The sequence below is a fragment of the Chelatococcus asaccharovorans genome (assembly GCF_003201475.1).
Lineage (GTDB): Bacteria > Pseudomonadota > Alphaproteobacteria > Rhizobiales > Beijerinckiaceae > Chelatococcus > Chelatococcus asaccharovorans.
Genome location: NZ_QJJK01000011.1, coordinates 282,537 through 299,488 on the forward strand (window position 1 = coordinate 282,537; position 16,952 = coordinate 299,488).

The 16,952-nt window shown below is 66.2% G+C and carries 16 protein-coding genes, 2 tRNA genes and 1 pseudogene; 10 read left to right on the plus strand and 9 right to left on the minus strand.

Annotation, left to right across the window (positions count from 1 at the left end; genetic code table 11):
• The first annotated feature begins 156 nt into the window (after positions 1-156).
• From infC to pheT, 6 genes are all read left to right on the plus strand, one after another.
• Positions 157-687, plus strand: a complete 531-nt coding sequence (gene infC / locus C7450_RS25035; RefSeq protein WP_110377181.1) for a translation initiation factor IF-3 — start codon at positions 157-159, stop codon at positions 685-687.
• A 225-nt stretch (positions 688-912) separates the two neighbouring features.
• On the plus strand, positions 913-1,116 hold the full coding sequence (rpmI, locus tag C7450_RS25040; RefSeq protein WP_110377182.1) for a 50S ribosomal protein L35: 204 nt from the start codon (positions 913-915) through the stop codon (positions 1,114-1,116).
• 41 nt (positions 1,117-1,157) lie between these two features.
• A complete protein-coding gene (rplT, locus tag C7450_RS25045; RefSeq protein WP_110377183.1) occupies positions 1,158-1,520 on the plus strand; it encodes a 50S ribosomal protein L20 in 363 nt (120 codons plus the stop codon).
• 220 nt (positions 1,521-1,740) lie between these two features.
• Positions 1,741-2,823: a phenylalanine--tRNA ligase subunit alpha gene (pheS, locus tag C7450_RS25050; RefSeq protein ID WP_110377184.1), complete on the plus strand. Its 1,083-nt coding sequence runs from the start codon at positions 1,741-1,743 to the stop codon at positions 2,821-2,823.
• A gap of 111 nt (positions 2,824-2,934) precedes the next feature.
• Entirely contained in the window at positions 2,935-3,432 is a 498-nt protein-coding gene (locus tag C7450_RS25055) for a DUF4304 domain-containing protein (protein ID WP_170147423.1), read from the plus strand.
• Between the two features lie 13 nt (positions 3,433-3,445).
• The gene (gene pheT, locus C7450_RS25060; protein ID WP_110377186.1) at positions 3,446-5,869 is read left to right on the plus strand and encodes a phenylalanine--tRNA ligase subunit beta; all 2,424 of its coding nucleotides are present in this window, start codon (positions 3,446-3,448) and stop codon (positions 5,867-5,869) included.
• Positions 5,870-6,277: 408 nt separating this feature from the next.
• Here the strand turns inward: pheT and C7450_RS25070 are convergent, their stop codons facing one another.
• The 5 genes from C7450_RS25070 to C7450_RS25090 all read right to left on the minus strand — a co-directional run bounded on the left by C7450_RS25070 (position 6,278) and on the right by C7450_RS25090 (position 8,312).
• Positions 6,278-6,547 carry a BQ00720 family protein gene (locus tag C7450_RS25070; protein ID WP_110377188.1) on the minus strand — a complete coding sequence of 90 codons (270 nt, stop codon included), beginning with the start codon at positions 6,545-6,547 and terminating at the stop codon, positions 6,278-6,280.
• 199 nt (positions 6,548-6,746) lie between these two features.
• Positions 6,747-7,181 (minus strand): Hsp20 family protein, encoded by a 435-nt coding sequence (locus C7450_RS25075; protein WP_110377189.1) that lies wholly within the window; start codon positions 7,179-7,181, stop codon positions 6,747-6,749.
• Positions 7,182-7,588: 407 nt separating this feature from the next.
• Positions 7,589-7,664: transfer RNA gene (locus tag C7450_RS25080), tRNA-Ala, on the minus strand.
• Positions 7,665-7,770: 106 nt separating this feature from the next.
• Positions 7,771-7,846, minus strand: a tRNA-Ala gene (locus C7450_RS25085).
• Positions 7,847-7,931: 85 nt separating this feature from the next.
• Entirely contained in the window at positions 7,932-8,312 is a 381-nt protein-coding gene (locus C7450_RS25090; protein WP_110377190.1) for a TIGR02300 family protein, read from the minus strand.
• A 226-nt stretch (positions 8,313-8,538) separates the two neighbouring features.
• On the opposite strand from C7450_RS25090, the gene aroA reads away from it, so the two are divergent.
• The 3 genes from aroA (at position 8,539) to C7450_RS25105 (ending at position 11,549) form a co-directional block, all read left to right on the plus strand.
• Positions 8,539-9,888, plus strand: a complete 1,350-nt coding sequence (gene aroA, locus C7450_RS25095) for a 3-phosphoshikimate 1-carboxyvinyltransferase (protein WP_110377228.1) — start codon at positions 8,539-8,541, stop codon at positions 9,886-9,888.
• A gap of 5 nt (positions 9,889-9,893) precedes the next feature.
• Positions 9,894-10,538 (plus strand): (d)CMP kinase, encoded by a 645-nt coding sequence (locus tag C7450_RS25100; RefSeq protein ID WP_110377191.1) that lies wholly within the window; start codon positions 9,894-9,896, stop codon positions 10,536-10,538.
• Positions 10,539-10,634: 96 nt separating this feature from the next.
• On the plus strand, positions 10,635-11,549 hold the full coding sequence (locus C7450_RS25105; RefSeq protein WP_245450103.1) for a DUF1194 domain-containing protein: 915 nt from the start codon (positions 10,635-10,637) through the stop codon (positions 11,547-11,549).
• Between the two features lie 404 nt (positions 11,550-11,953).
• Here the strand turns inward: C7450_RS25105 and panC are convergent, their stop codons facing one another.
• Together panC and panB are read right to left on the minus strand one after the other, a co-directional pair.
• Entirely contained in the window at positions 11,954-12,829 is an 876-nt protein-coding gene (gene panC / locus C7450_RS25110; RefSeq protein ID WP_110377230.1) for a pantoate--beta-alanine ligase, read from the minus strand.
• Between the two features lie 129 nt (positions 12,830-12,958).
• Positions 12,959-13,777, minus strand: a pseudogene (gene panB, locus C7450_RS25115) (3-methyl-2-oxobutanoate hydroxymethyltransferase); the annotation flags it as partial.
• A gap of 200 nt (positions 13,778-13,977) precedes the next feature.
• Between panB and C7450_RS25120 the strand changes: the two are divergent.
• Complete coding sequence (locus tag C7450_RS25120; protein WP_110377193.1) at positions 13,978-14,361, plus strand: methylglyoxal synthase; 384 nt, start codon at positions 13,978-13,980, stop codon at positions 14,359-14,361.
• Between the two features lie 3 nt (positions 14,362-14,364).
• Here C7450_RS25120 and hrpB read toward each other — a convergent pair whose 3' ends face one another.
• Positions 14,365-16,842 (minus strand): ATP-dependent helicase HrpB, encoded by a 2,478-nt coding sequence (gene hrpB / locus C7450_RS25125; RefSeq protein ID WP_110377194.1) that lies wholly within the window; start codon positions 16,840-16,842, stop codon positions 14,365-14,367.
• Positions 16,843-16,852: 10 nt separating this feature from the next.
• A partial coding sequence (locus tag C7450_RS35200; protein WP_146227229.1) for an integrase core domain-containing protein occupies positions 16,853-16,952 on the minus strand: 100 nt, incomplete at its 5' end.

Genomic DNA, 16,952 nt, shown 5'->3' on the forward strand with positions numbered 1-16,952 from the left:
CTTGACGTGAATGTTGTTAGCTCAGCGTATTTTGCTAACCACGAACCATCCGTCCTGGTAACTCCATGTGACGCAGGGCTTTTGAGATGGCTCGGCACATGCAGATAATAGGGCTCAACCAGACGGCAACAGGAGAGCACTCCCATTCGTAGGCCTATGAGATCCATCGCGGCTCCACAGAAGGAGGGTCCCCGCGCTAACCGAGACATTAGAGGTGTCCGCGAAGTTCAGCTGATCGACGAAACGGGTCAGAACCGTGGAGTTATGGCGCTCTTCGACGCACTGCGTGCTGCCGAGGAAGCCGGCCTCGATCTCGTCGAGATCGCACCGAACTCCGTACCGCCAGTCTGCAAGATCCTCGACCACGGCCGCTTCAAGTTCCTTGAGCAGAAGAAGGCCGCCGAGGCGCGCAAGAAGCAGAAGACCGTCGAGGTGAAGGAGATCAAGCTCCGTCCCGGCATCGATGACCACGACTACGAGGTCAAGATGAAAGCGGTGAAGCGCTTCTTCGAGGAAGGCGACAAGGTCAAGGTCACGCTCAGGTTCCGCGGCCGCGAAATGGCTCACCAGGATCTCGGCTACAAGCTCCTCGTGAAGGTGAAGGACGAGATGTCTGATATCGCCAAGGTCGAGAGCGAACCGCTGCTCGAAGGCCGCCAGATGGTCATGATCCTGGCGCCGCGCTGACAGATGGTGCGACCCGGCGGTCTTTGCCGGGGTGATATGCCACAGGATACGCCTGTCGAAAGCGCAGGCGGATCAGTTGCCAAGCGGGCGCGTTTCTGCGATAAGCCCGACCTTCGTTGGAACCGCCCGGCCACTAGGGCTGCCGTGGCGGTTCTTTTTGCTCACATGCAATGTGACAGCCGTGATCGGCGGGCAACCGCCCGGGAAGGCTGACGGGAGAGCCAAATGCCCAAGTTGAAGACGAAATCGGGCGCTAAAAAGCGCTTCAAGATCACTGGGACGGGCAAGGTCGTTGCCGCGCAGGCGGGAAAGCGCCACGGCATGATCAAGCGGACGAAGAAGTTCATCCGTAACCAGCGGGGCACCACCACGCTGTTCGAGGGTGATGCGAGGAACGTGAAGCAGTTCTTCCTCCCCAACAGCCGCTGAGTACCTCCCCGCAACGTTGAACCTATCCCAGGAGATCGATCATGGCCCGCGTCAAACGCGGCGTGACATCCCACGCCAAGCATAAGAAGGTTTTTAAGGCAGCCAAGGGTTTCTATGGCCGCCGCAAGAATACGATCCGCACCGCCAAGGCGGCTGTCGATCGTGCGATGCAGTATTCCTACCGCGATCGCAAGAACAAGAAGCGCACGATCCGCGCGCTCTGGATCCAGCGCATCAACGCGGCTGTCCGCGAGCACGGGCTGACCTACAGCCGATTTATCGATGGCCTCGGCAAGGCAGGGGTCGAGATGGATCGCAAGGTATTGTCCGACATCGCCATCCGCGAGCCGGACGCCTTCAGGGCGATCGTCGAGAAGGCGAAGGCCGCGCTTCCCGCAGCCTGATCGCGGGGGCTCATCGCCCCCTCTCGCCATACCGGGGCCGATCACGTTCGGCGGCACAATCGCCGCCGGGCGTTTTGTTGCGTCTCGGGCATTTTGCACTCCCGGGCCGCGCTGACTGTCATCGACGTTGATCGTGCCGCCGCCAATTGCCTCCCGCAATGGCACCAGATGCGACTTCGCATTCGCAGGCCGACCGCGCGTCACGCCGCCGAGGGAACCGATGAGCGACCTGTCCGGGCTCGAAACGACCATTACATCAGCCATTGCCGCCGCCGAAGACGAGGCGGCTCTGGAAGCCGTGCGCATCGCCGCGCTCGGCAAGAAGGGCTCGGTTTCCGAGCTCCTGAAGACGCTGGGCGCCATGACGCCGGATGAGCGGCGCGAAAAGGGCCCGCTCATCAACGGCCTGCGCGACCGGGTGTCGGCTGCGCTCGCCGCACGCAAGGCCGCGCTGGCCGAGAAGGCGCTTGAAGCCCGGCTCGCCTCCGAGCGCGTCGACGTCACCTTGCCGGTGCAGGAAGGCCCCGAGACCCGCGGCCGCATCCATCCGATCAGCCAGGTCATGGACGAATTGACGGCGATCTTCGCCGACATGGGCTTCTCCATCGCCGAAGGCCCCGACGTCGAGACGGACTTCTACAATTTCACCGCGCTCAATTTCCCCGTCGGCCATCCGGCGCGGGAGATGCACGATACCTTCTTCTTCGCGCCGGACGAGACGGGCACGCGCAAGCTCCTGCGGACGCACACCAGCCCCGTGCAGATCCGCACGATGCTGTCGAAGAAGCCGCCGATCCGCGTGATCTGCCCCGGCCGCACCTATCGCTGCGACAGCGACCAGACGCATACGCCGATGTTCCACCAGGTCGAGGGCCTCGTCATCGACAAGACCTCCCATCTCGGCCACCTCAAATGGATCCTCGAGGAGTTCTGCAAGGCCTTCTTCGAGGTCGACAGCGTCAAGATGCGCTTCCGCCCGTCGTTCTTCCCCTTCACCGAGCCGTCGGCCGAGGTCGATATCCAGTGCTCGCGCAAGGGCGGCGACATCCGCTTCGGCGAGGGCGAGGACTGGCTGGAGATCCTGGGTTGCGGCATGGTGCATCCCAATGTCATCCGCAACTGCGGGCTCGATCCGGACGAGTACCAGGGCTTCGCCTGGGGCATGGGCATCGACCGCATCGCCATGCTGAAATACGGCATGCCGGACCTGCGCCCCTTCTTCGAGGCCGACGTGCGCTGGCTGAGCCACTACGGCTTCCGTCCGCTCGACCTGCCGACCCTGGCGGGCGGGTTGTCGACCTGAGCGGGTGACAACGCAATGCTGATGACGCATGGCCTTGTCTTGTCTGTTCACGGACGAAGCGGGCTTCATTGGCATGGAATCGCCCGCGCAGGTTGGAGCGAGGCAAGTCCCATGGACGACGTAAATGACGATGACCGCAAAGAAGCGATCAGGCGCCTGAAAGCTTCCCTGGGCGTGATTCTCAAGCCGGAAGGCTATCGTGCCCAGGACCTGAATTGGCGGAAGACAACTGATGACGCGATCCTCGTGGTGAACGTGCAGCGCTCCATGTGGGGACAGGAAGCGTTTATCAATCTTGGCGTCTTTTCGAGGCGGCTAGGCGACCACGCTTCGCCGAAGGCTTTCCAGTGCCACCTCACAGCGCGAATTGGTCAACTGGCGCCGGAGATGGACGAGAAACTGCAAAGAATAACCTATCGGAGCCTGATCCAATCGGATGCGATGCTAACCGCGATCGATCAGACCATGCGTTCTCGAATACTTCCTCTGCTCGACGTAGCCTCTACCTACGAGGGACAACGTCACGTCATCGCTTCGATCAACAGGGCCAACAACATTTCCGCGGATGGCTGGTGGGTAACGGCACACGCTGTGCACGGCCTGAGCTGAAAAGGGACGTTCCATGAAATTCACGCTCTCCTGGCTGAAGGACCACCTCGACACCACGGCGGACGCCGACGAGGTCGCGGCCGTCCTCAACCGCATCGGCCTCGAGGTCGAAGGCATCGATGACAAGGCCAAGGCGCTGGCCCCCTATGTCATCGCACGCGTGGTGTCAGCCGTGCAGCATCCCAATGCCGACAGGCTCCGGGTCTGCATGGTCGATACCGGCGACGGCACGCCGATCCAGGTCGTCTGCGGCGCACCGAATGCCCGCGCCGGCATGACCTCGGTCTTCGCGCCGCCCGGCACCTACATTCCCGGCAAGAACATCACCCTCGGCAAAGGCGTCATCCGCGGCGTCGAGTCGAACGGCATGCTCTGCTCGGAGGCCGAGCTTGAACTGTCGGAAGACCACGACGGCATCATCGATCTGCCCGAGGATGCGCCCGTCGGCACCGCCTATGCGAGCTGGGCGAAGCTCGACGATGCCGTCATCGAGATCGCGGTGACGCCCGACCGTCCCGATGCGCTCGGCATCGCCGGCATCGCACGCGATCTCGCAGCGGCGGGGCTCGGCCGCCTGAACACGCCGCCGGTGGCGACGATCCCCGGTGAGGGCTTCTGCCCCGTCGAAGTCTCGCTCGACTTCGCCGAGGACGACGCCCATCTTGCGCCCGCCTTTGCGCTCAGGCTGGTGCGCGGCGTGAAGAACGGCCCCTCGCCGGATTGGCTGCAGAAGCGCCTGAAGGCCATCGGCCTCAGACCCATCAACGCGCTTGTCGACATCACCAACTACATCACCTTTGACCGGGGTCGGCCGCTGCACGTCTTCGATGCCGCCAAGGTCAGCGGCAATCTCGTGGTGCGGCGTGCCCAGGACGGCGAGGAGATCCTGGCGCTCGACGGCAAGACCTACAAGCTCGATAACGGCATGGTCGTCATCGCCGACGACAAGGGTGTGGAGTCGCTCGCCGGCATCATGGGCGGCGAGGCCTCCGGCTGCGATGAGGGCACCACCGACGTGCTGATCGAGTCGGCGCTGTGGGATGCGCTGAACATCGCGCAGACCGGCCGCAAGCTCGGTATCATCACCGATGCGCGCTACCGCTTCGAGCGCGGGGTCGATCCGGCTTTCACCCTGCCGGGCATCGAGCTCGCGACACGGCTCGTGCTCGACCTTTGCGGCGGCGTTCCCAGCGAGGTGACGCTGGCGGGTGTGATACGCGACAGCCACACACCCGTGCGCTTCCCCTGGAGCGAGGTGAAGCGCCTGAGCGGGCTGGACCTGCCCCAGGCCGAGATGGAGACGCATCTCGTGGCGCTCGGCTTCGACGTCGACAACCAGGGGGACACGGCGCTGGTGGCCGCCCCCTCCTGGCGGCCGGATATCGAAGGCAAGGCCGACCTCGCCGAGGAAATCATCCGCATCGCCGGGCTCGACCGGGTTGCGTCCACGCCCTTCCCACGCCTCCATGCGACCGTGGCCGCGCCTGTGCTGACGCTTCTGCAGAAGCGCACGCGGCTTGCCAAGCGCACCCTCGCCGCCCGCGGCCTCGTGGAGGCCGTGACATGGTCCTTCATCAGCCATGACGAGGCAGTGCTGTTCGGCGGCGGTGATGCCCGGCTGGCGCTCGCCAACCCGATCGCCGCCGACCTCTCGGATATGCGGCCGAACCTCATTCCGGGGCTCGTCAAGGCCTTGCAACGCAACGCCGACCGCGGCTTCGCCGATGTCGCGCTGTTCGAGGTCGGACAGGTGTTCGCCTCGGACGAGCCGGAGGGACAGACCATCACGGCCGTTGCGGTGCGTCGCGGCACGGCCCATGCGGCCGGTACCGGCCGCCGCTGGGACGCCGAGGCGAAGCCTGTCGATGCGTTCGACGCCAAGGGCGACGCCTTCGGCCTCATGACGGCGCTCGGCATCGCCACGGCCGGCGTGCAGGTCGTCGCCGGCGGGCCAGCCTGGTACCATCCCGGCCGTTCCGCCACGCTGCAGTTCGGGCCGAAGGCAGTCATCGGCGCGTTCGGGGAGCTTCATCCGCGCATTCTCGCCGCCCTCGACGCCAAGGGGCCGATCGTCGCCTGCGAGATCACGCTCGACCTCTTGCCGCCGCCCAAGGCGAAGCCCACCAAGGTCAAGCCGAAGCTGTCCCTGCCGGACTTCCAGCCGGTGACGCGCGACTTCGCCTTCGTGGTGGAAGCGGGTGTCGCCGCCGCTGACATCCTGAAGGCTGCCCAGGGCGCCGAGCGCAACCTGATCGCCGACACCTCGGTCTTCGACATCTACGAAGGCGCGGGCGTCGGCGAGGGCAAGAAGTCGGTGGCCGTCGCCGTCGTGCTCCAGCCGACGGAAAAGACCCTGACCGATCAGGACATCGAGGCGGTGTCAGCCAAGATCGTCGCGGCCGTCGCCAAGAAGACGGGCGCGACGCTACGCGGCTGATCGCACCTGGGGCCCAGTTGAGAGAACCAGGCGGTCATTCCGGGGCGGCCGGAGGCCGAGCCCGGAAACCATGAACACCGGCATGGCTCATTGGGCGCTGTCGTGTTCATGGATCCCGGACAGCGGCTGCGCCGCTTCCGGGATGACGCTGGCGCGTTGCGGCCTTGGCGAACGGCAGAATACGTAGCCATCCTCGCGGTCATTCCGGGGCCTCGCGTTGGCGAGGAGCCCGGAATCCATGAACACCGCGCGGACAGGTAGGTGCGAAGGGCCGGCCCGGAATGACGCCGACCTTCCGTCTGGAATCAACAGCTCTATCTCAAAAGAAAAGGCGGGCCTCATGCCCGCCTTCGCCCGTCCGGTGCAAGACCGGCGAGATGCAACCGTCACCCCCGATTCGACGCCCACTCAGTGGACGCTGATGGGCTCCAGATTATGCTCCCAGGCATTGGCGATCGCCGCATCACGGGAATCGGTCAGAAGGATGGGCGTCCCGTCCGCCCCAAGCAGGGCGAAAAGCTCGAGCCCCGGCTGAATCTCGGGCGCCTGGGGGAACAGCCGGTTGAATTCCTCGGAGCGAATCGCGCGCACATAGGCAACCTTGCCCTCGCCCGCAGCCGCGAGCGCATCGCTGTCCAGAACGTCGCCATTAAACTCAAACGCATCACTATGGGTCATCGCGCCCTCCTGGGGGGTGCTCTGACAACGAGGTTGCTCAGAACACGCCCGAAGCTGTTGATCTAGAGCGATTTCCGGTCTTTCGAGCGACCCGCTCGAGTGGGAAACGTTCCAGAGTAGCGTTCGTTCACCTGCACAATTCGAGCCAACGTTTACAAAGGCTGCGCCCGAATCGTTCCCAAAACCCTAATTCACGACATCATCCCCCATCGCGGGAGACAATGTCGATACGTCGGACGACGCGTTCGGATTCGGGTCGTACGAGGTCGACGGACAACAAGCCGTTCGAGAGATCCGCACCCATCACTTCCATCCCGTCGGCAAGGAAGAACGTCCGCTGGAACTGCCTGGCGGCAATACCGCGATGCAGGAAATGCCGGGTGCGGTCATCCACCTGGCGGCCGCGGATGCAAAGCTGGTTCTCTTCAAGCGTGATCTCAAGCTGGTCCTGCGTGAAGCCAGCCACCGCGAGGGTTATGCGGAGTTTCTCCGGCTCATTGTCACAACGCGGAACACGCTCGATGTTATAGGGCGGATAACCATCGGTCGCCGCTTTGGCGACCCGGTCTAACGCACGCTCGATCTCATCAAAGCCGAGCAGAAATGGTGACGACAACGACGGTACCCTAGACATGAGCGAAGCCCTTTGTTGCGAGGCACTTCGTGGTGGAGCCCTTATGGCACTCCCATAACCGGGAAGCTCTTCCAGGTTACCCCAGCGATATGGCGGCTCCCCTCCAAAGGGTCAAGGGTTGTCCAGCTGAAGGCCGCTTCACGCGAACGATGGGGAAAAGCTCCGCGACGGCAAAGGCCATCGGATCTCCCGTTATCCCCTTATTCGGGCACGGGGATGTCGCGGCGGCTGCGGAGGCTCGCGCCAGCCTTCATATTCGCCGTGCGTCGGGGGCCGATCTCGACGGGGCGGCAGCGGATCCGGTGGGGGCGTGAGCCATGCACAAGGTCATGAAGCCATCGCCAAACGGGGCTTCACGCGTCGATCGCGACGCATCCGGACTGCTGGGTGAGATGCGAAGGAGGAGATGGTGGAGCCAGGCGGAATCGAACCGCCGACCTCTTGAATGCCATTCAAGCGCTCTCCCAACTGAGCTATGACCCCATTAACTCTCGGCGTGACGTTGGGACGTCCGCCCGGTTCGCTCACAAAGGCTAGGCGCCTAAAAAATGAGCAAATCCGCGAGATACAATACCGATAACAAAAACGATGGTGGAGCCAGGCGGAATCGAACCGCCGACCTCTTGAATGCCATTCAAGCGCTCTCCCAACTGAGCTATGGCCCCGCTCGTCTCAGGCAGCGTTTGGGGACGCTTGCCAAAGGCCGCCAAATCAGCGGCCCGTGTCTATAATCACGTCCTGAGACGTTTCTCAAGTCTCTTCATCGTCGGCAATGTCGCCATCGATCAGATCGCTGACATCATCGTCGGATTCCTCATCCTCGGCGAGGAATGTCTCATCTTCCTCGATGTCGTCATCGAGTTCGATATCGTCGTCGGCAGGCAGGTTCTTGCCGACTTCGGCCTCGTCCGCCTCCTCGAGGGAAACGATCTCGACCGCATCGCTGGCAGCGGGCGTATCGTCCTCATCATCGTTCGAAGGCCGGCTTGCGGACTTCGCTTGGGGTTCGAAAACCGAACGCGGGAACGATTCGCCCGTGAAGGGGGACACAATCGGATCCTTGTTCAGATCGTAGAATTTGCGGCCTGTGGTCGGGCAGACGCGCTTGGTGCCGAGTTCCGGTTTCGCCACGGTATCGCACTCTCGCCGATGGAAATGAAGCGCTCCCGTTAGTCGGGGCTCCGGCCCCTGTCAAACTGAAAACGCGTTCGGACGCATATTTTAGCGTGGAAGGGCAGGAAACGCCTCTTCGGCACCCCCATCGAGGTGACGGTTGCACAGTCCCGTGATAGGCAATGGCCCACGTGGCGGGCACCTGCTCGCCGTCGGATCCACCCTCACCGAGATCTGTGCCGCCGTGTCGTCCCATTCGAGCCCCACTCCCCTCGCCGCGCGCGCCTCCCAAGCCCTGCGTGGTCGCATTTCGATCCCCGGCGACAAGTCCATTTCGCATCGGGCGCTGATCTTTGGGCTCCTCAGCGTGGGTGAGACGCAGATCACGCGCCTCCTGGAGGGGGACGACGTGCTGCGCACGGCTGCCGCTGTCAAGGCGCTTGGCGCCACTGTGGAGCACACCGGCGAGGGCGCCTGGACCGTCAGGGGTGTCGGCATCGGCGGTCTCGTCCAGCCCGCCGAAGTGCTCGACTTCGGCAATGCCGGCACGGGCTCGCGCCTCATGATGGGCGTGGTGGGCTCGCATCCCATCACCACCACGATCGACGGCGATGCCTCGCTGCGCAAACGTCCCATGCGGCGTATTCTCGACCCGCTGGAGATGATGGGGGCCACCGTCGTCGCCGAGGAACCGGGCGGCCGCTGCCCGATCACGCTGCGCGGCGCGGCAGAGATGATCCCGATCACCTATCAGACACCCGTGCCATCGGCCCAGATCAAGTCGGCGGTTCTGCTCGCGGGCCTCAATGCACCGGGCACGACCACCGTCATCGAGCAGGAAGCCTCGCGTGACCATACCGAGCGCATGCTGCGCCATTTTGGCGCGGAGGTCGTGGTTGAACCGCACGGGACCCACGGGCGCCGCGTCTCCCTGACCGGCCAGCCGGAGTTGCACGCGGCCCCGGTCGCGGTGCCCGCCGATCCGTCTTCCGCCGCCTTTCCGCTCGTCGCTGCCCTGGTGGTGCCGGGGTCCGAGGTGGTGCTCGAAGGCGTGATGGCCAATCCCTTGCGCACCGGTCTGGTGACCACGCTCCTGGAGATGGGCGCCGATATCACGCTGCGTGATCGCCGGGCCGACGGCGGCGAGGAGGTCGCGGACCTCGACGTGCGCTTCAGCGCTCTGAAGGGCGTGGACGTTCCGGCCGAGCGCGCGCCCTCGATGATCGACGAATATCCGATCCTCGCCGTCGCGGCGGCCTTCGCCAGTGGCGAGACGCGCATGCGCGGCCTGGCCGAATTGCGTGTGAAGGAGTCGGACCGTCTGGCCGCCGTCGCCGACGGCCTGGCCGCGGCCGGCATCAAGGCCCGCATCGAGGGCGATGACCTGATCGTGGAAGGCACCGGCGGCACGGGCGCCGGCGTCCGTGGAGGCGGCACCGCCGCCACCCACCTCGACCACCGCATCGCGATGGCGTTCCTCGTGCTCGGGCTCGGGGCGAAGGAAGGCATGGCAATCGACGACGCGGGCATGATCGCCACAAGCTTCCCGAGCTTCATACCGCTGATGCGCCGGCTCGGCGCCGACCTGGGCTAGCGGCGGTGATCCTGGCGATCGACGGCCCGGCCGCATCCGGCAAAGGCACCCTCGCCAAGCGGCTTGCCGCCCATTTCGGCCTTCCGCATCTCGATACGGGGCTCCTCTACCGGGGTGTGGCCATGGCGCTGCTCGACCGCGGCGACGCCCTCAGTGACGAGGCTGCCGCCGAACGGGCGGCGCAGGTCCTAGCGCCGGCACTTCTCGATGATCCGCGGCTGCGTGAGCGGGCGATGGGAGAGGCCGCCTCGGTGGTGGCCGCGCAGCCGCGCGTGCGCGCCGCGCTCATCGCCTTTCAGCGCGCCTTCGCTGCGACGCCCGGCGGCGCGGTTCTCGATGGTCGCGACATCGGCACCGTGATCTGCCCGGAGGCGGATGTGAAGCTCTTCGTGACCGCGAGCCCCGAAGTCAGGGCAATGCGGCGCGCGCTTGAGCTGCGCACGCGGGGGCAGCCGGCGGACGAGGCTGAAATTCTCGCCGACATTCGCATTCGCGACGCACGTGATGCAGGGCGCGCGGACGCACCTTTACGGGCGGCGCCAGATGCGGAGCTGCTGGACACCTCCGACCTTTCGATTGATGAAGTTTTCACCAAAGCTTTGGCGCTCATTGCGCCGGCAATTCGGGATTGCACACACACAAGGGCGTGATCGATAAGGCCAAGCTGCCTCAAGCAACTTGGCGTCGTCTGCCGTTGGTGTCACACTATCGTCTTTCGCCTCAACAATGACTTGAGGGCGGGCACGATGTTGGCACGTGTATGCGAGAAGCTGCGGCTTGGCAGCTTGTTCCTCACGGGTGGTCTGATTGCCTGTGGGATGATCGGCCTGAGGGTCGACACGGCACAGGCGGCCGAGCAGGAGGTTGATCTCGCGCTCGTCCTGGCCGTCGACATATCCTACTCCATGGACGAAGACGAGCAAAAACTGCAGCGACAGGGCTATATGGATGCCTTGCGCTCCCGTGAGGTGCTCGAGGCAATCGGCAAGGGCGCCGTCGGCCGCATCGCCATCACCTATGTGGAATGGGCGGGCCAGCGCAGTCAGGACGTGATCGTGCCCTGGCGGATCATCGAAGGACCGGAGAGCGCGGATTCCTTCGTCGAAGTCCTCGCGCAAGCACCGATACGGCGCGCCTTTCGCACGTCGATCTCCGGCGGCATCGACTTCTCTGCCGCGCTGTTCAATGCTGCCGGACTCAAGGCGATGCGGCGGGTGATCGATGTATCGGGCGACGGGCCCAACAACGAGGGACGCGCCGTGACGGACGCGCGGGACGAGGCGATCGCGCAGGGCATCACCATCAACGGCCTGCCGATCCTGCTCAAGCGGCCGGGCTATACCGACATCTCCGATCTCGACGGCTACTACCGCGACTGCGTCATCGGCGGCGTGGGCGCCTTCATGGTGCAGGTGCGCGAATTACAGCAGTTCAGCCATGTGATCCGCACCAAGCTCGTGACCGAGATCGCCGACAGCGACGAGACGCCAAAGAATGAGTTCGGCCGGATCGCGCCCTTGATCCAGCAGGCCGGCATCGTCGCACCGACGCCGCAGTTCGCCCAGGCCCAGCCGCGCGTAGAGCGCGCTCCGGCGACCGGCCAGGGGCGTACGGGATGCCTTGTCGGTGAGCGCATGTGGAACCAACGCATGGGGAACTGAGTTAGGCCATTCCGGGCGCGAGCGTAGCGACGAGCCCAGAAGCCATGATCACCGTGCTTCGCCGCTTCCGGGATGACTTGAGAAGCCCTTCGGGATGACTTCGGGAACCCTTCGGGATGACTTTGGGAACCCTTGGGGATGACTTTGGGAACCGCCGTCGCCGATCCCTCCCCTTCAGGGGAGGGTGGCCTCGCGCCAAGCGAGGTCGGGTAGGGTTCGCGAGGCCGGGAACGATGCTCCAATGGCCATGCAGGCATTACCGCCGAACGGGTCGGCACGGGGGGCACGTTTCCCCACCCGGCGCCTGCGGCGCCACCCTCCCCTGAAGGGGAGGGATAGGCGCGGTGAATGAGGAAACGTCGCCTCGAGCAAGTCCGTCCTTTGGGCCCGCTCGCAAGAAGCCATCAAGCGCCCCGCGGCGGCACAGCGATGTTGTCGATCAATCGCGTCTTGCCGAGATAGGCGGCCACCAGCAGCCGACCGGGGCGGTCAGCCCGGCCCATGGGCTCTAGAGTGTCAGCGTCCACGAAAGCGAGATACTGCACCGGCCCGAAGCCGGCCTCACCCAGACGGCCCATCCCGGCCTCCAGCAAGGGCGCGGCGTCCTGTCCAGCCTGAAGCTTTGCCGCGATCTCATCGAGAAGCGCATGGAGCAGCGGGGCGACCGCGCGTTCCGCCGGCGTGAGATAGGCATTGCGCGACGACAGGGCGAGGCCGTCGGCCTCGCGGATCGTCGGCACGCCATGGATCTCGACCGGAATGTCGAGATCGCGCACGAACCGCTTGATCACCTGGAGCTGCTGGTAGTCCTTCTCGCCGAACAGCGCGACATCCGGCAGCGCCTGCATGAGGAGCTTGGTGACCACCGTAGCGACCCCGGCGAAATGCCCGGGACGATAGGCACCGCACAGCCCCTCTGTCAGCCCCGCCACGCTCACGGTTGTCGCAAAGCCTGACGGGTACATCGTCTCGACCGTCGGCAGGAAGACCGCGCTGGCGCCGGCGCTCGCGAGCTTGGCAAGGTCGCCGTCCCGGTCACGCGGATAGCGCGCGAAGTCCTCGTTCGGCCCGAACTGGGTGGGATTGACGAAGATCGTCGCTATCGCCCGGTCGGCGCGCTTGCGGCCTTCGCGGACAAGCTGGAGATGGCCCTCATGCAACGCCCCCATGGTCGGCACGAGAGCAACCGTCTCGCCCGCGGCGCGATAGCCCCGCACGATGGCGCGCAATGCCGCGACGGTCTCGGCAATCGCTGGCTGTGATGGCAAGGCTGCACTCATGATGGGATCATCCAACTATTTGGAAGGCTTGGGAGAAGGCTTGGCAGACGACTTGGCAGACGACTTGGCAGGAGCCTTCGCTGGGGCTGTGGTATTGCGCAGAGGCTTGACCTTCGCGGAGGCTTTGGCCGGCACCACGCCGAAGCAATGCTCCGGCGCGGGAAACTGGTGGGCACGCACCTCGCGCGCATAGGCGGCGATGGCCTCGGCGGCGGCTGCGCCCAGGTCGGCGTAGCGCTTCACGAATTTCGGCGTGAATTCGCCATAGAGCCCGAGAATGTCCTCGCTCACCAGGATCTGGCCTTGGGCTGCCGGCGTGGCGCCGATCCCGATCACCGGTGCCGCGAGATCCGCCGCAATGGCCCGCGCCAAAGGCTCGACGGTGCCTTCCAGAACCACGGCAAAGGCCCCGGCGGCGGCGATCGCCTCCGCGTCCCGGCGAATTGCCTCGGCCATCGCCTCGTCGCGCCCCTGCACGCGAAAGCCCCCGTGGCTGTGCACCGACTGCGGCTTGAGGCCGACATGGCCCAGCACCGGGATGCCGCGCGCGACGAGGAAGGCGACCGTCTCGGCCATCTCCACCCCGCCCTCGAGCTTGACGGCCGCGCAGCCCGTCTCGGCCATGATGCGGGCGGCATTGCGAAAGGCGATCTCGCGCGATTCCTGATAGCTGCCGAAGGGCATGTCGACGACGACGCAGGCACGCGAGGCGCCGCGCATCACGGCCTGGCCGTGGGCGATCATCATGTCGAGGGTGACGCCAAGCGTCGAGTCCAGGCCATAGACCACCATCCCCAGCGAATCGCCGACGAGGATCAGGTCGCAATGGGGATCGAGAAGCTTCGCCATCGGCATCGTATAGGCCGTCAGGGCGACGATCGGATCATCGGCGCTGCGCGCGCTGATGTCCTTCGTCGATATCCGACGGTCGCGGCTCGCCGCACTCATCCTCGCCTCCCCAAGATTTGCCGACTAAAGTCGTACGGCCTTTTAGAGCATCGGGCCCGAACCTGTGAAGTCGTTTCCGGCACATCGCGCGGTCGGTCAGTGCCGCGGGGCGAGGAGCGCAGGCTGTCATCGTTTCCCTCCGGGACGAGCGGGGCTATCCTCTTCCTGATTCCACGCTCCCTCGCTTCAATGGACATCCCATGCGTCGCACTGCCATCGCTCTTGTCGCCCATGATGCCAAGAAGGACGCGATGGCTGAATTCGCGGCCACCCATCGGCTCAAGCTGTCGGCCTGCGACCTCTTCGCGACCGGCACGACCGGCGCGCGCGTCATCGAGCGCTGCCCGGAGCTTCAGGTCAAACGCCTGAAGAGCGGCCCTCTCGGCGGCGACCAGCAGATTGGCGCCCTCATCGCCGAGGGCCGCATCGATGCGTTGATCTTCTTCGTCGATCCCCTCTCGCCGATGCCCCACGACGTCGACGTGAAGGCCCTGACCCGGCTCGGCCTCGTCTACGACATCGCCATGGCGCTCAATCCCGTCACGGCGGAGATGGTGCTCGCGATGATCGAGCCCCTGACCTGAGGTTCAGGTCCCCCGCGGCTTCACCCGCGTGGTCGGCGCCGCGCTGGCAGGGTCTTCCGGCCAGGGATGTTTGGGGTAGCGGCCACGCATTTCGCTGCGGACATCCGCCCAGGAGCCGCGCCAGAAGGCCGGCAGGTCGCGAGTGATCTGGATCGGCCGATGCGCCGGCGACAGGAGGCTGAGCACCAGCGGCACGCGCCCGCCGGCCAGTGTCGGATGCCTGGTGAGCCCGAACAGCTCCTGGACGCGCACGGCGATGCCCGGCCCCTCCTCCCCGCCGTAGTCGACGGGAATGTTGGAGCCGGTTGGCATGGTGACATGGGTCGGCGCCTCGGCCTCCAGCCGCCGTTGCAGGTCCCAGGGGAGAAGCGCCTTCAGCGCGGCGTCCAGGTCTGACGCCGAAATCGCCGCCAGGCCGGCCTTGCCGACGAGATAGGGCCCGAGCCAGTCCGTGATGCCGGCGGTGAGCGCGGCATCGGACAAGTCGGGCCATTCCTCGCCCTCGGCGCGCGCCAGGAACATCACCCGCTCGCGCCACTGGCTGATCGCCTTGGTCCAGGGCAGGACGGCAAGGCCAAGGCCCGCGATGCCTTTCGCGAGAATGCCGGCCGTCGCCACGTCTGCGGGCACCGGCAAGGGCCGTTCGCCGAGCACGAGCGCATCGAGCCGCCGCGCCTCCCGCGCCCTGAGCGCCCGCGCCTGCCGGTCGAAGGTGACCTCCGTCGTGGTGACGATGCGGTCTTCTGCCAGATGCTCGACGGCCTCCGGCGTGAGAGGCGCGGCCAGCAGGATGCGCGCGGTCGCCCCGCTGCCGGCAATCTCAGCGATGGCGAGATAGGGGGACCGCGCCAGGGCGTCGGCCGGATCGAGCGCCGCTGCGCGCCCGTTCGCCATCAGGAATTCGCCCGGCTTACCCCGCGCCTTGGCGATGCGATCGGGAAAGGCGAGCGCGAGCAAGGCACCGGCATCGCCTGGCTCGTCAGGCTCGCGGGGCCCCACGGACGCCGTCCTGGCCCAGCCTTCCGCCATCCGGCGCATGTCGCGCGCCTGCGGCGAACGCTCGCCCCGAAACCGGCCAAGACGCTCAGCGAGGTCCGTGCCCGTGCCGCCGAGCCCGCGCTCCACCAGCACGGCGGCAATCTCCGCGGCCATGCCGGCCTGCCCTTCGCCCGCCGCGGCAATCACCATACGCGCCAGGCGCGGGGGCAGCGGCAGGGCCTGCAGCCGCCTGCCCGTCTCGGTGAGACGCCCATCGGCATCGAGCGCGTCGAGATCGACGAGAAGGCGCCGCGCCTCCGCCAGGGCCGGTTTGGGCGGCGGGTCGAGAAAGGCGAGCGTCGCGGGATCCGCGACGCCCCAGGCCGCCGCGGCGATCAGGAGAGGCGCGAGATCCGCCGCCAGGATCTCCGGCTTGGCAAAGGGCTCCAGCGCACCTGTCGAGGCTTCCTCCCACAGCCGGTAGCAGACGCCGGGCTCGGTGCGGCCCGCGCGGCCCCGTCGCTGGTCGGCCGCAGCGCGCGATACGCGCACGGTCTCGAGCCGCGTCAGCCCGATATCCGGTTCGTAGCGCGGCACCCGCGCGAGCCCGGAATCGATCACCACGCGTACGCCGTTGATGGTCAGCGACGTCTCGGCGATCGAGGTGGCGAGCACGATCTTGCGGCGGCCGGGCGCGGCCGGCTCGACCGCTTTGTCCTGCGCGGCGCGGTCCATGGCACCATAGAGCGGCGCAAGATCGACGGCCGGATCAGTGATACGTTGGGCGAGCCGCTCCTCGACCCGGCGGATCTCGCCCTGCCCTGGCAGGAACACGAGCAGCGAGCCCGGCTCGGCACGCAGCGCGCGCATCACGGCCTCGGTCACCTCATCCTCGATGCGGCGCTGGGGATCGCGCCCGAGATAGCGCGTCTCGACGGGATAGGCCCGCCCCTCGCTCTCGACGACGGGGGCATCGCCGAGGAGGCGGGCCACGCGCGCGCCGTCGAGGGTGGCGGACATGACGAGGATCCGCAGATCCGGCCGCAGGCCCACCTGCGCATCGAGCGCCAGCGCCAGGCCGAAATCGGCGTCGAGCGAGCGCTCGTGGAACTCGTCGAAGAGAACGGCGGCAACGCCCGTCAATTCCGGATCGTCGAGGATCATCCGCGTGAAGACGCCCTCCGTCACCACCTCGATGCGCGTCTTCGGGCCGATCTTCGAGCCGAGCCGCACGCGCAGGCCGACCGTCTCCCCCACCGCCTCGCCGAGCGTCGCCGCCATGCGCGCGGCCGCGCCGCGGGCGGCGAGCCGCCGCGGCTCGAGCAGGATGATGCGCCCGCCCGCGACCCACGGCTCGCCGATGAGGACGAGCGGCACCCGCGTCGTCTTGCCCGCGCCGGGCGGGGCGACCAGGACGGCATGCGACGCCGCGCGCAGATGCCCCGTCAGCGCGGGGAGCGCCTCGTCGATCGGGAGGGGGGTGGGGAAGGAAGAAGCCGCCATGCGGCTATCCCTAGATGTCGTTTCCAAGAAGGTTGTTCAGCCTCTGGAATGGCGGGATGCCGTTGAGGGCCGAGTGGGGTCGTCGGGTGTTGTAGGCGTCGATCCAGGAG